At 57.4% G+C, this 12,416-nt stretch carries 13 protein-coding genes and 1 pseudogene; 13 read left to right on the top strand and 1 reads right to left on the bottom strand.

Translation table 11 applies throughout. The features are described 5' to 3' along the window. The first annotated feature begins 28 nt into the window (after window positions 1-28). From paaK to ACFOFO_RS00700, 11 genes and pseudogenes are all read left to right on the top strand, one after another. Window positions 29-1,378: a phenylacetate--CoA ligase PaaK gene (gene paaK, locus ACFOFO_RS00650; RefSeq protein ID WP_390330532.1), complete on the top strand. Its 1,350-nt coding sequence runs from the start codon at window positions 29-31 to the stop codon at window positions 1,376-1,378. 36 nt (window positions 1,379-1,414) lie between these two features. Then, window positions 1,415-2,620, top strand: a complete 1,206-nt coding sequence (pcaF, locus tag ACFOFO_RS00655) for a 3-oxoadipyl-CoA thiolase (protein WP_390324844.1) — start codon at window positions 1,415-1,417, stop codon at window positions 2,618-2,620. A 115-nt stretch (window positions 2,621-2,735) separates the two neighbouring features. Continuing rightward, window positions 2,736-3,887 carry an ABC transporter substrate-binding protein gene (locus ACFOFO_RS00660; RefSeq protein WP_390330534.1) on the top strand — a complete coding sequence of 384 codons (1,152 nt, stop codon included), beginning with the start codon at window positions 2,736-2,738 and terminating at the stop codon, window positions 3,885-3,887. A gap of 172 nt (window positions 3,888-4,059) precedes the next feature. Continuing rightward, the gene (locus ACFOFO_RS00665) at window positions 4,060-4,935 is read left to right on the top strand and encodes a branched-chain amino acid ABC transporter permease (protein ID WP_390330536.1); all 876 of its coding nucleotides are present in this window, start codon (window positions 4,060-4,062) and stop codon (window positions 4,933-4,935) included. Next, window positions 4,932-5,936, top strand: coding sequence for a branched-chain amino acid ABC transporter permease (locus tag ACFOFO_RS00670; protein ID WP_390324836.1), 1,005 nt, complete (start codon window positions 4,932-4,934; stop codon window positions 5,934-5,936). The genes ACFOFO_RS00665 and ACFOFO_RS00670 overlap by 4 nt, the downstream gene beginning before the upstream one ends. 2 nt (window positions 5,937-5,938) lie before the next feature. Beyond that, window positions 5,939-6,694: an ABC transporter ATP-binding protein gene (locus ACFOFO_RS00675; protein WP_390324834.1), complete on the top strand. Its 756-nt coding sequence runs from the start codon at window positions 5,939-5,941 to the stop codon at window positions 6,692-6,694. A gap of 37 nt (window positions 6,695-6,731) precedes the next feature. Continuing rightward, a complete protein-coding gene (locus tag ACFOFO_RS00680; RefSeq protein ID WP_390328095.1) occupies window positions 6,732-7,469 on the top strand; it encodes an ABC transporter ATP-binding protein in 738 nt (245 codons plus the stop codon). A 187-nt stretch (window positions 7,470-7,656) separates the two neighbouring features. Then, window positions 7,657-7,734, top strand: a pseudogene (locus ACFOFO_RS00685) (hypothetical protein); the annotation flags it as partial. 49 nt (window positions 7,735-7,783) lie between these two features. Continuing rightward, window positions 7,784-7,939: a hypothetical protein gene (locus ACFOFO_RS00690; protein ID WP_390330568.1), complete on the top strand. Its 156-nt coding sequence runs from the start codon at window positions 7,784-7,786 to the stop codon at window positions 7,937-7,939. Between the two features lie 46 nt (window positions 7,940-7,985). Further along, window positions 7,986-8,765, top strand: coding sequence for a 2,3-dehydroadipyl-CoA hydratase PaaF (gene paaF / locus ACFOFO_RS00695; RefSeq protein WP_390330538.1), 780 nt, complete (start codon window positions 7,986-7,988; stop codon window positions 8,763-8,765). 481 nt (window positions 8,766-9,246) lie between these two features. Beyond that, window positions 9,247-9,693, top strand: a complete 447-nt coding sequence (locus ACFOFO_RS00700; protein WP_390324831.1) for an acyl-CoA thioesterase — start codon at window positions 9,247-9,249, stop codon at window positions 9,691-9,693. Window positions 9,694-10,162: 469 nt separating this feature from the next. On the opposite strand, the gene ACFOFO_RS00705 is transcribed toward ACFOFO_RS00700, so the two are convergent. Then, complete coding sequence (locus ACFOFO_RS00705; protein WP_390324829.1) at window positions 10,163-10,486, bottom strand: hypothetical protein; 324 nt, start codon at window positions 10,484-10,486, stop codon at window positions 10,163-10,165. Between the two features lie 142 nt (window positions 10,487-10,628). Between ACFOFO_RS00705 and ACFOFO_RS00710 the strand changes: the two genes are divergently transcribed. Both ACFOFO_RS00710 and ACFOFO_RS00715 read left to right on the top strand, forming a co-directional pair. Then, window positions 10,629-11,681: a DNA-binding protein gene (locus tag ACFOFO_RS00710; RefSeq protein ID WP_390324827.1), complete on the top strand. Its 1,053-nt coding sequence runs from the start codon at window positions 10,629-10,631 to the stop codon at window positions 11,679-11,681. A gap of 258 nt (window positions 11,682-11,939) precedes the next feature. Next, a complete protein-coding gene (locus ACFOFO_RS00715) occupies window positions 11,940-12,359 on the top strand; it encodes a hypothetical protein (protein WP_390324825.1) in 420 nt (139 codons plus the stop codon). Window positions 12,360-12,416: the final 57 nt, after the last annotated feature.

Consider the following 12,416-nt stretch of genomic DNA (forward strand, 5'->3'; position numbering starts at 1 on the left):
GCCGATTCACTCATTGAAGGAGACATTTATGCCACAACGCAAACCCAACCCGGGCGACCTGGAGCCCATCGAACTGGCAAGCAGAGATGAATTGCAAGCGCTGCAATTGCAGCGGATGAAATGGTCGCTGAAGCACGCGTATGACAACGTGCCGCATTACCGTGCGTCGTTCGACGCCGCGGGCGTGCATCCGAATGACCTGAGAACGCTGGCCGACATCGCCAAGTTCCCGTTCACCGACAAAAAATCGTTGCGCGACAATTATCCATTTGGGATGTTTGCCGTGCCGCGCGAACAAGTCGTGCGCATCCATGCGTCCAGCGGCACTACGGGCAAGGCCACCGTGGTCGGCTACACCAAAAATGATATCGATACCTGGGCCACGGTCGTAGCACGCTCGATCCGCGCCGCGGGCGGCCGCGCTGGCGACATGGTGCACATCTCCTACGGTTACGGCTTGTTTACCGGCGGGATGGGCGCGCATTACGGCGCCGAGCGTTTAGGCTGTACGGTGATCCCGATGTCGGGCGGGCAGACCGAAAAGCAGGTCCAGCTGATCCAGGACTTCAAGCCGTCCATCATCATGGTCACGCCGTCCTACATGCTGAACATCATCGAAGAGTTCACACGCCAAGGGCTGGATGCGTCTGAAAGTTCGCTGAAGGTCGGCATCTTCGGTGCCGAACCGTGGACTGGTGCGATGCGCGCAGAGATCGAAGCGCGTGCCGGCATCGATGCTGTGGACATATATGGCCTGTCCGAAGTGATGGGCCCGGGCGTTGCCAGCGAATGCATCGAAAGCAAGGATGGCCCGGTGATCTGGGAAGACCATTTTTATCCCGAGATCATCGATCCGGAAACCGGTGAGGTTCTGCCCGAAGGGGAAGAGGGCGAACTAGTGTTCACATCGCTGACCAAGGAAGCACTGCCGATCATCCGTTACCGCACCCGTGACCTGACTCGTCTGTTGCCGCCAACGTCGCGTTCGATGCGTCGCATCGGCAAGATCACCGGGCGTTCTGACGACATGCTGATCATACGCGGCGTCAATGTATTCCCGACGCAGATCGAGGAACTGATTCTGAAGATGCCGAAGCTGGCACCCCATTACCAATTGATCGTTAGCCGCGACGGTCATCTTGACAAGGTCGAAGTGCTGGCTGAAGTCAGGCCGGACCTCGGCACGACCGTGTCCTCGTCCGACGCAGATGTACTGGCACGAGAACTGCAACACGCAATCAAGACCTACGTCGGCATCACCACCAAGGTCAGCGTACTACCACCGGACAACATCGAACGCACCTTGACCGGCAAAGCCAGGCGCGTGATCGACAGGCGTCCGAAGATCACCCATGAATTGCCGGCAGGCGCCATATAAACCGCATCTAGAATTCACCTTTCAGGAGTATCCAATATGATTGACGCTTTTATCTGTGATGCCATCCGCACGCCATTCGGCCGCTACGGCGGGGCCATGTCGTCCGTGCGTGCGGATGACCTCGGCGCGGTCCCGATCAAGGCACTCATGGAGCGCAATCCGGGCGTGAACTGGGCTGAGGTGGACGACGTGCTCTATGGTTGCGCCAACCAGGCCGGCGAAGACAATCGCAATGTCGGCCGCATGGTGTCACTGCTGGCGGGCCTGCCTATCGAAGTGCCGGGTACTACCATCAACCGCCTCTGTGGCTCCAGCCTGGACGCGGTCGGACTCGGCGCGCGCAGCATCAAGGCCGGGGAGGCGGGCCTGATCATTGCCGGCGGTGTGGAAAGCATGAGCCGCGCGCCGTTCGTGCTTGCCAAGGCCGATAGTGCATTCTCGCGCTCGGCAAAAATCGAAGACACCACCATTGGCTGGCGCTTCGTCAATCCGTTGATGAAGGCGACGTATGGCATCGACTCGATGCCGGAAACCGCAGAGAACGTCGCCGACGATTTTAAGATCAGCCGTGCCGATCAGGATGCACTGGCGGTGCGCAGCCAGCAACGCTGGGCCAGCGCACATGCCGCCGGTTTCTTCTCTACCGAAATCGTGCCGGTCACCATCGCGCAAAAGAAGGGCGATCCGAAGGTCTTTGCGAGCGACGAACACCCGCGTCCGGAGACCACGCTGGACATGCTTGCAAAGCTCAAAGGCGTGGTGCGCCCGGATGGTAGCGTCACCGCAGGCAATGCGTCCGGCGTCAACGACGGTGCATGCGCGATCCTGCTGGCGTCCGCCGCAGCGGCGGAGCGTAATGGTTTGAAGCCGCGCGCCCGCGTCGTGGGCATGGCTAGCGCCGGCCTGGAGCCGCGCATCATGGGCTTCGGTCCGTCGCCTGCATCGAAAAAGGTACTGGCGCAGACTGGCCTGGCGTTGTCGCAGATGGACGTGATCGAACTCAATGAAGCATTCGCCGCGCAGGCGCTGGCAGTGACCCGCGCCCTTGGGTTGCCGGACGATGCGGCGCATGTGAATGCGAATGGCGGAGCCATTGCGATCGGTCATCCACTCGGCGCATCCGGCGCGCGTCTGGTGATGACGGCATTGAACCAGCTGGAACGCACCAACGGCCGCTATGCACTATGCACGATGTGCATCGGTGTCGGTCAGGGCATCGCACTGATTATTGAGCGCGTGTAACTCGAACAGTTGAAAAAGTCTGCTGCAAAAGCAGACAAGCAGTGCGGGTAGGTATAAAGCAAGCAGAAATTAAAACGCATTTCACAAAACCCCCTAGCGGAAGTTGGAGACAAACATGACTTACAAAATTTTTGGCAAGGCCCTCTTGGCCGGTGCATTCCTGGTATCGGCAGCGTTCGGCGCCGGTGCAGCAGAACCAATCAAAATCGGTTCTGTCCTGTCCGTAACCGGCCCGGCGGCATTCCTCGGCGATCCCGAGCTGAAGACCCTGCAGACCTATCTGGAGAAGATCAATGCCGAAGGCGGCGTGCTCGGACGCAAGCTGGAACTGGTGCACTATGACGACGGCAGCGAGTCGAACAAGGCCAACAGCTTTGCCAAGCGACTGATTGAATCCGACAACGTCGACGTCATCATCGGCGGCACCACCACTGGCGCCACCATGGCGACCGTGCCGCTGGTCGAGAAGGCCGGCGTGCCGTTCATCTCTCTGGCCGGTGCGGTGGTCATCGTCGAACCGGCCAAGAAGTGGGTCTTCAAGACACCGCATACTGACCGCATGGCGGCGGAGAAGGTCTACGAAGACATGAAGAAGCGCGGTATCACCAAGGTTGGCCTGTTGTCCGAAACCAGCGGTTTCGGACAGTCGGGCCGCAAGGAAGCACAGGGTGTTGCGGGGAAATATGGCATCACGCTGGTGGCGGACGAGACTTACGGACCGAAAGACACTGACACGACCGCGCAACTCACCAAGATCAAGGGCACACCGGGCGTGCAGGCGATCTTCGTGTTCGGCCTCGGGCAGGGGCCGGCAATCGTGACCAAGAACTACGGCCAGCTCGGCTCCAAGCTGCCGCTGTACCAGTCGCATGGTGTGGCATCGGACGAGTTCATCAAATTGGCCGGCAAGTCAGCTGAAGGCGTTCGCCTGCCCACCCCGGCGATGTTGATTGCGCAGGCGTTGCCGGCCAATGATCCGCAAAAGACGGTAGTGGTCGGCTATAACAAGATGTACCGCGACAAGTTCAAGGTAGAACCGTCCACCTTTGGCGGCTACGCCTATGACGCACTCGCGCTGTACGTCGACGCGGTCAAGCGTGCTGGTTCCACAGACAAGGAAAAAGTGCGTTCTGCAATTGAACAGACCAAAGGCTTCGTCGGCACCACCGGTGCGTTCAACATGTCTGGCACCGACCACATGGGCCTCGATCTGAGCGCGTTTCGCATGGTTGAAGTCAAGAATGGCGACTGGACCTTGCTGAAGTAAGACTGGCACAACGGAGCAGGGGAACGAAGCAGTGCTTGGTTCCTTATTTCACCGTAAAAAGCGTTGTCGGCGGGACCGGACACATCCAATTGTTTGCAGTTTGCCGCAGCGGTGTGTCCGGATGCCAAGCGCCCCGCCAGCAGCCACGTTTTTCGCGTCTCAAGGAGATACCATGCTTGCCCAATTCCTCCAGTTCCTGTTTTCAGGAATTACGAGCGGTGCCGCCTACGCGCTCGCCGCGCTCGGCTTCACCATCATTTACAACACCAGTAACGTCATTAATTTCGCGCAGGGTGAATTCATCATGCTCGGAGGGATGTTTTCCACGGCATTGCTGGCCGCCGGGCTTCCATTGCCGGTCGCTATCGCGTTAGGTATCGTGTTGACCGGCGTCGCCGGCCTGATTGTCGAAAAGCTGGCGATCGAACCGGCGAAGAATGCCGAAGTCGTCACACTGATCATTATCACGATCGGTGCATCGCTCACCATTCGCGGCTTGATTCAGGTCTGGCTTGGCAAGGGCAATCATGCGTTGCCGGCCTTCTCCGGCGAGACGCCGATCCAGATCCTGGGCGCCAGCCTGTTGCCTCAAAGCCTTTGGGTGCTAGGCGTGGCACTGGTCATTGTGGTGATCCTCGGCTGGTTCTTCGGCAAAACACTGTTGGGTAAGGCCATGCTGGCGACGTCGCACAACAAGCTGGCAGCGCAGCTGGTCGGTGTCAATACCAAGACGATCCTGCTCCTGTCATTCGGCTTATCCGCAGTGCTGGGCGCGGTTGGTGGCGTCATCTTGGCGCCGATCACCTACAGCTCGTATGACATCGGCATCATGCTCGGCCTGAAAGGATTTGTCGCCGCGGTACTGGGCGGCCTCGGCGGCGGCCTCGGCGCAATTGCCGGCGGCTTGATTCTGGGGATCACGGAAGCGATGGCGGCCGGCTACATCTCGTCCGCCTACAAGGACGCGGTGCCGTTTGTATTGATTCTGCTGATCCTGTTCTTCCGTCCGGGCGGACTGTTCGGCGCAAAAATAACGGAGCGCGTATGAAAATCTCTTCAACCCAAGTTGGCGGCTCTGCCGCTACACCCGTGCCGCTATCCGCGCGCATGAGCAGCCCCTTTACTCGTTACAACGGCCTGGCGATTCTCGCGCTGATTCTCGCGGTGCTGCCGCTGGCGTTGCCGAACAGCTTTTACTACGACGTGGTAATTCGTATCGCAATCAATGCCATCGTGGTGATTGGCCTGAACCTGCTCATGGGTTACACCGGGCAAATCAGCCTCGGGCATGCCGGTTTTCTCGGTATCGGTGCGTACGCATCCGCCGTGCTTACATCACACTTCAGCTGGTCTCCACTGGCGGCGATGGTGGCGGGCGCTGCCGCGACCGGCATCCTTGCGTTCGTCGTCGCGCGTCCGATCCTGAAGCTCAAAGGTCATACGCTGGCGATGGCAACGCTGGGCCTTGGCATCATCATCTCGATTGTCCTCACCAATGAAGCGCAATACACTGGCGGCCCGGACGGAATTTCAGTATCGGCATTCGAATTGCTGGGCTGGACCATCGCCGGCGAAAGGACCTGGTATGCCGTCGTGGCAGTGCTGCTGGTGCTGTCCACATGGGCGGCGTTGAACCTGATTGATTCGCCCGGCGGTCGCGCGCTGCAGGCAATTCACGGGTCGGAGGTGGCGTCACGTGTGGTGGGCGTAGATACCACGCGTTTCAAGGTGCGCATCTTCGTGCTATCGGCCGTGGTAGCAAGCCTGGCCGGTAGCCTGAGTGCGCACTACGTCGGTTTCGTCACACCAGGTATCGCCGGTTTCTTCCACTCGATCGAGCTGGTCACGATGGTCGTTACCGGCGGCATGTCATCGGTGTTCGGCTCCATCGTCGGCGCCGCGTTGCTCACGTTGCTGCCACAAGTGCTGTCGACCTTTGAAGGCTGGGAAACGGTGGTGTACGGCGTGATCCTCATGCTGACGATGATATTCATGCCGAAAGGCCTGGTGCCGACCTTGCGCCAGCGCTTCGGAAACAGGGGGCGGTAACCATGCTAAGCATTCAAAATCTCAGCAAGACGTTCGGCGGTGTGAAGGCGGTACAGAATGTTAGCATCTCTATCAAAGAGGGAACCATTCATTCGGTGATCGGACCGAACGGGGCCGGCAAGACCACACTGTTTAACCTGGTGACCGGCGTTTATACCCCGACAAGCGGCGAAATCATGTTCCGGAACGAGGATGTGGCCGGCATGTCGCCCGACCAACTGGCGTGCCGCGGCATGAGCCGTACGTTCCAGAACCTGCAGGTATGCATGAACATGAGCGCAATCGAGAACGTGATGGTCGGCGCGCACCTGCGCCTGAACCGGAGCCTGATTGCCGGCATGTTGCGACTGCCGTCGTTGCGCCGTGCAGACGCGCTATGCCGTGACGAAGCGGCCGAGCTGATGCAATTCGTCGGTGTCGGCAAGTATGTCGGTGCCGCCGCTAACCAAATGTCGTACGGCGCGCTGAAGCGCCTGGAAATCGCGCGCGCGCTTGCGGTCAAACCAAAGATCCTGCTACTCGACGAACCGGCGGCAGGCCTGAATCATACGGAAACCGGCGAGATTGAGGTGCTGATACACAAAGTCGCGCAATCGGGTGTCACCGTGGTGTTGGTTGAGCACGACATGAAACTGGTGATGAACCTGTCCGACACCATTACGGTACTCGATTATGGCAAGAAGCTGGCGGAAGGGACGCCGGCGGCAGTACGCGCCAATCCGGCTGTGGTTGCAGCCTACCTCGGCGCTGCTGCCTAAGGAGAACACTATGCAAGAGTTAAAGAATGCGGTCGTAATGCATGCGCAGCCGTCAGCGGCAAAGCGCCCGCCTGTACTTCAGATCAAAGGACTGACCAGCCACTACGGCCGGATTCAGGCATTGCACGGAATCGACCTGCAGGTCGGCGAAGGGCAACTGGTCGCGCTGGTCGGCGCCAATGGCGCCGGTAAGACGACTTTGCTGCGTTCTATTTCCGGTGTGCAGCCCGCCAGTGGCGGCAGTATTTTACTGTATGAGGCTGACATTACCCGCATGACTCCGGACAAGCGGGTGCGTGCTGGGATTTGCCAAGTGCCGGAAGGCCGCCAGGTATTCGGCCCGATGTCGATCGAAGACAACCTGCGGCTGGGTGCATTTACCCGTCCGCAGTCTGATGTCGCGGACGATATGGAAAAGATGTACACGCTGTTTCCGATACTGAAGGAAAAGCGGCTGCTACCGGCGGGGACGCTGTCGGGTGGACAACAACAGATGCTCGCAATGGCACGCGCGTTAATGGGCCGGCCCAAACTGCTGCTACTGGACGAACCGAGCATGGGGTTGGCACCGCTGTTGGTGCAAGAGATATTCCGCATTATCGTGAATCTGAAATCGCACGGCATCACCATTCTGCTGGTCGAACAAAACGCGCATGCGGCGCTGTCGATTGCGGATATCGGCTATGTAATTGAAACCGGCACCATCACGTTGTCGGGGCCAGGTCCGGCGTTGCTGAACAACGAACAGGTTAAAAGCGCTTACCTCGGCATGTAAGCCGCATCGTCGGGCGCGCAGGCGGCGTCCCTCAGAGAGAATCAACATGAACACAGGGAACATCCACATGCAATTTCGACGTTTGGCAACTAGCCTGATGTTGCTGGCAGCGGCCATGGGATGCACAAGCGCCGGTGCCGCATCCGGCGTGACTGACACTGAAATCGTGGTCGGCACATCGGTGGTAATGAGCGGCCCGCTTGGCGTGCTTGGCACCGGCATTCGCGATGGTGCCGCGGCCTATTTCGAGCACGTCAATAGCGGCGGCGGTGTTGGGGGACGAAAGATCAAGTTTGTCGCGCTTGATGACGGTTATGCGGCCGACTCGCGAAAAGTTCATCGCCGCGCTGGAAGGGATGAATCGCGTCGATCTCGGCGGCTACGTTATCAGCTTCTCGCCCAATAATCACCATGGCTCGAAATACGTAGACCTTACCGTGCTGAACAAGGATGGCCAGTTCCTGCGCTAGCAAGTCATTGACTTCCCACAAACAACAAGATATTCACGCGCTACTCATGGAAACTTATCAGGACATCCTCGTCGACCGGCCGCAAGACGACATTCTTCTCATCACACTGAACCGCCCGGATGCGCGCAATGCGCTGCGCAACAACAGCTTGCTCGAAATTACGGAAACGCTGTGTGCGGCAGCAGCGGACGCGACGATTCGCGTCGTGGTCATTACCGGTAGCCAGAAGGTTTTTGCAGCCGGTGCCGACATCAAGGAAATGGCACAGCTTGACGCGATCGGTGCGCTTATCGACAACCGGCCGGAATACTGGAAGGCGATAAGTGCGTTTCACAAGCCGTTGCTCGCGGCGGTGAACGGTTATGCGCTGGGTGCCGGCTGTGAACTGGCGATGCACGTAGATATCGTGATCGCAGGCGAGGGCGCTAAATTCGGCCAGCCCGAAATCAACCTTGGAACGATACCGGGTGCAGGTGGCACGCAACGTCTGATCAAAACCGTCGGCAAACCGCTCGCAATGAAACTAGTGTTGAGCGGGGAAATGATCGATGCGCGAACCGCGCTGGCAGCCGGCTTGGTGGCTGAAGTCACTGCCGACGAACACACGTTGGAACGCACACTGGCGCTGGCCGGCACCATCGCCGGCAAATCGCCGCTGGCGATCAGACTGGCCAAGGAGGCGATGTTGAAATCCTTCGAAGTGGGCCTGGAAGCTGGTCTCAATCTCGAACGAAAATCCTTTTCGTTAATGGCAGCGAGTGCGGATCGTAAGGAAGGCATCGAGGCATTTCTGGAGAAGCGAAAGCCCAAGTTCAGTGGCCGATAAGTTTATTTGCAAGCGAGAAGTGCCGAAGTATCGACAATCTTCGATAAAACCGGCCGAGTGTTGGGCAAGGAGACCTTATGAACACGGCCGGCGTTTATCAGCTTTCTAGGCTGGTATCAATGAGTGTCTTTTTTTTTGGTAGCGCGCGAATCGGCTTCGACCTTCGCGCTGGGGGGCAAGCCCACGTTCTAATTGTGATGGCTTGAGTCTCACCTAGAAGTCGTTGTATGTTGGTTAGCAATGGAACGGGCACTTCGGCGTCTGTTATTTACTCTACAAAGGCACACTACGACGAGTCTTTACTATCTATCTCTATGATGGCACAGGACCCGAAAGAAAAAATTTTGCTGCCCAAGGGATGGTCTAGTTTTGAGCTAGGATTATGATTAAAAAATCACGACCTAACATCGAAAGTATAAATAACGGTATTACTGCCACGAGTGATTTCATATGATTTTTAAAACAATTTGTTGGAGAGTAATTGAATCTTCCTAGCCACCAACTCGCCATGACCGTGCTCATGACACCAGACATGGCTAACTTTGCAGGTAACGTTCACGGCGGGACTATTCTTAAATTCCTGGATCAGGTCGCGTACGCTTGTGCCAGCCGATATGCGGGACACTACGTCGTGACCCTGTCCGTCGACAAAGTGACATTCCGTCAACCTATTCATGTCGGTGAGCTCGTTACGTTTCTTGCCTCTGTTAATTACACTGGAACGTCTTCAATGGAAATCGGCATTAAGGTCGTAGCCGAGAATATTCAGACACGCACAGTTCGTCATGCGAATAGTTGCTTCTTTACGATGGTCGCGGTAGACCCAGATGGGAAGCCGATTGCTGTTCCTTCTTTGATCCCTGCGACACTTGACGAAGAAAGGCGTTTTACCGAAGCAAAAGCACGTAAGGAATTAAGACGTTTGTAGCGAAATTTGTTTTGTCTCTCTATGCTTTTCATTCGCGAGTGACCGTTATGGATCTCGATCCACCAGCGCTCTTCACCATCCTTGTCGCGCCGGCAAAAGAAACTGCCCATCGTGGTGCCGACGACCTCGGAGATGCGCAAGCCGCACAGGTACAGTAATGAAAACAGCCACCGTGCGCGATAGTAATGCTCGCGTTCGCGATCCAATTCCTTCGGCATCGCATCGATCGTCATTTTCACTTCGTTCCACAAGTCCTCTTCGAAGTAACGGGTGATGCGTGGTTTTGCCCTACGGGCGCGCTGACGCGACAGCGACAGTGGATTGCCGGCCAGGTAGCCTGCATTGACCAGCCACGAGAACAGCGTGTTGAGAATGATGATTGCCTGGCGCTGGCTGGTAGGGGAGAGCGGTCCGGCGAACGGCCGCCACTCTGGATGTGCGCGCGCGAACTTGCGGCCATCGCGATCACTCAGAGCGTTGCCGGCTGCGGATCCGACAGAAACCGTTGATAGACCAGCAGGTCTTCATGCGTGAGCGACGATAGCGGTTTGCTGAGCTGGATGGTCGACCAGAGCAGCAGGCGTTCGGCTTCCTTGCGGTAATTGTCGAACGTGGTCTTGGTATCGAGGAAGCGCGCGAGCCATGCCTTGATCGCATCGACATCGTGGTCGGCGGCGATTTGCGGGCGATTGCCGGCGGTGCCATCGCGGCCATCGATGTGGGAGGGCAGTTGTACGTTTTCGATCGTCGCGAGCACGGGAAGAATAGCGGGATGGAAATTGGCAGAACGCATTATCAGTGCTGACGCATCTAGAATTGGCACGCTGGATAATACTCGACATTATAACAGTAATGTCATATTTACAGGAATGGTAGTTGTATATTTAACGTAATACGTAGTATTATTTATCAATGCAACTTGCCGAAAATACGCCATGGACACCCTCGTCGCCACTGAAAAGCAATTGATTGCCGATATCGACCGCCTGCGCGAGCAGTTCCCGCAAACCCAGGATCTGTATCGCGAGGTGTGCGTCGCCATGTTCTTCCGGTATGGGATGACTCCGACGGCAAACAAGTTGTACCAGCTGGTGCGCAAGGGCAGTATGTCGGCGCCTGCCGAGGCACTTAATCGGTTCTGGGAAAACCTGAGGGAGAAGAGCCGGGTTACCGTCAGCCATCCGGATCTGCCCAATGCCCTGAAGGATGCGGCGGGCGAACTGGTCGCAACTTTATGGACGGCGGCGCAGACAACTGCACACGAGACTCTCGCTTCGTTTCAGAATGATGCGCAAGCGCAAGTCGACGAAGCCAGGGAAGAAGAAAAGCAGGCTTTCAATGCACGTGACCAAGCGAGGATGGCGTTGGCATCGGTCCAGGATGAACTGGCGCAAGCGCGCCTTGAGTCCGATGCACTAAGGCACGAAATCACTGCGCTGACGTCGACGAAATCGGTGGTCGAATCGCAACTCCTCGATGCGCGAACTGAACTCACGGCAAATCGGGCCAGACTAGACGACGCCCGGCGCGATTTTGCTGCCGAACTGGAAAAGCTGCGCACCGCGGCGCAGCAGAGTGAGGACAGGTTTGGCGCTGTGGAGACACGCGCACTGCTTGAGATTGACCGCGAGCGCACGGCCACAGCTCGACTTCAGAAAGCACTCGAAACCGCGCGCACTGAAGGTAAGGTTGCAGACGACCGCCATCGCGCTGAATGCAGTGGCCTTCAAACTCAAGTGGCGGACTTGAGACATGCCCTTGGGGTGCTCGAAGGGGCAATCCAGACAGTTTCCGAGGGTCGGGATGCCGCCATCCGTGAGCTCGAGACGTCGCGAACGCAACTTTCTGACGCCGGCGCCGAAGCCGGGGCCTTACGCGCCGAGAGAGACGCACTGTTGCGACAGCTCCAAAGTTATGAATCAACGGCACGAAAGCGAGACTCGACTGCTCCACCACCGGCGCGGGCCAAGCGGAGAAAACTGGAATGATCAGCCACATGGGTACGCACGCGATGACATTGACACTTTTACTTCAAACGTTCGGGAACAGTCACTTTTACGTACACTTAAATGGACACTTTTACTTCAACGGACGATGGAGTAGTTTGCACCAAAACCGGAGCCCAGGTGACGTCCAGGTGCCCCTGACATTTAGTGTATCAATTGTCGTAGGAGCGCCATCCTGCTACTTTCAAGCGTGGAAGTAGCTATGATATCGACAGGCCTGTCCACCACAAAGGCATTTCCATGATTCCGACCCTCGCCGAACGACAACAATTAGCCAAGGACTTTACGCCAGATGTGGAGCGTATGCGCTGCTGCCTGGAAGCTGCCGGTCACAAAGTCAAGACTGACCGCATCGTGCGAGCCTGGGCCGATTATTCCGAGTCCATCTGCGCCAGCTGGTTAGGCTTGCCAGACGAAGGCAATGACGCAATGCTGCTTGCGATCTTGTTAAGATACCTGCCGCCGGTGCCAATCAAAGATGCGGAGAGTGGCCTGTTTGTTACTCGCATCATGGATGCCGGAGATGAAAGCGGTGATGGGATCTTGGAGTTGCCGGACGAATTGTTGGGGGCGCTGGGCTGGAAAGAAGGAGATGCACTGACGTTGTCAATCTCCGACGCCGGCGAGCTGGTGGTAAGGCGCGCGGATAGCGGAACATAGCGAGTGTGCTCAGACTTTTCGCACTGCCGGCGACTCCGCTAAATCAGACGGGCATGT

The organism is Pseudundibacterium arcticum (assembly GCF_042646465.1).
GTDB lineage: Bacteria > Pseudomonadota > Gammaproteobacteria > Burkholderiales > Burkholderiaceae_D > Undibacterium_A > Undibacterium_A arcticum.

Coding starts and splice junctions, on each gene's coding strand:
- ACFOFO_RS00660 (WP_390330534.1), top strand. CDS start 2,736: ATGACTTACAAAATTTTTGGCAAGGCCCTCTTGGCCGGTGCATTCCTG.
- ACFOFO_RS00680 (WP_390328095.1), top strand. CDS start 6,732: ATGCATGCGCAGCCGTCAGCGGCAAAGCGCCCGCCTGTACTTCAGATC.
- ACFOFO_RS00675 (WP_390324834.1), top strand. CDS start 5,939: ATGCTAAGCATTCAAAATCTCAGCAAGACGTTCGGCGGTGTGAAGGCG.
- pcaF (WP_390324844.1), top strand. CDS start 1,415: ATGATTGACGCTTTTATCTGTGATGCCATCCGCACGCCATTCGGCCGC.
- ACFOFO_RS00690 (WP_390330568.1), top strand. CDS start 7,784: ATGCGGCCGACTCGCGAAAAGTTCATCGCCGCGCTGGAAGGGATGAAT.
- ACFOFO_RS00705 (WP_390324829.1), bottom strand. CDS start 10,486: ATGCGTTCTGCCAATTTCCATCCCGCTATTCTTCCCGTGCTCGCGACG.
- ACFOFO_RS00710 (WP_390324827.1), top strand. CDS start 10,629: ATGGACACCCTCGTCGCCACTGAAAAGCAATTGATTGCCGATATCGAC.
- paaF (WP_390330538.1), top strand. CDS start 7,986: ATGGAAACTTATCAGGACATCCTCGTCGACCGGCCGCAAGACGACATT.
- ACFOFO_RS00715 (WP_390324825.1), top strand. CDS start 11,940: ATGATTCCGACCCTCGCCGAACGACAACAATTAGCCAAGGACTTTACG.
- ACFOFO_RS00670 (WP_390324836.1), top strand. CDS start 4,932: ATGAAAATCTCTTCAACCCAAGTTGGCGGCTCTGCCGCTACACCCGTG.
- paaK (WP_390330532.1), top strand. CDS start 29: ATGCCACAACGCAAACCCAACCCGGGCGACCTGGAGCCCATCGAACTG.
- ACFOFO_RS00665 (WP_390330536.1), top strand. CDS start 4,060: ATGCTTGCCCAATTCCTCCAGTTCCTGTTTTCAGGAATTACGAGCGGT.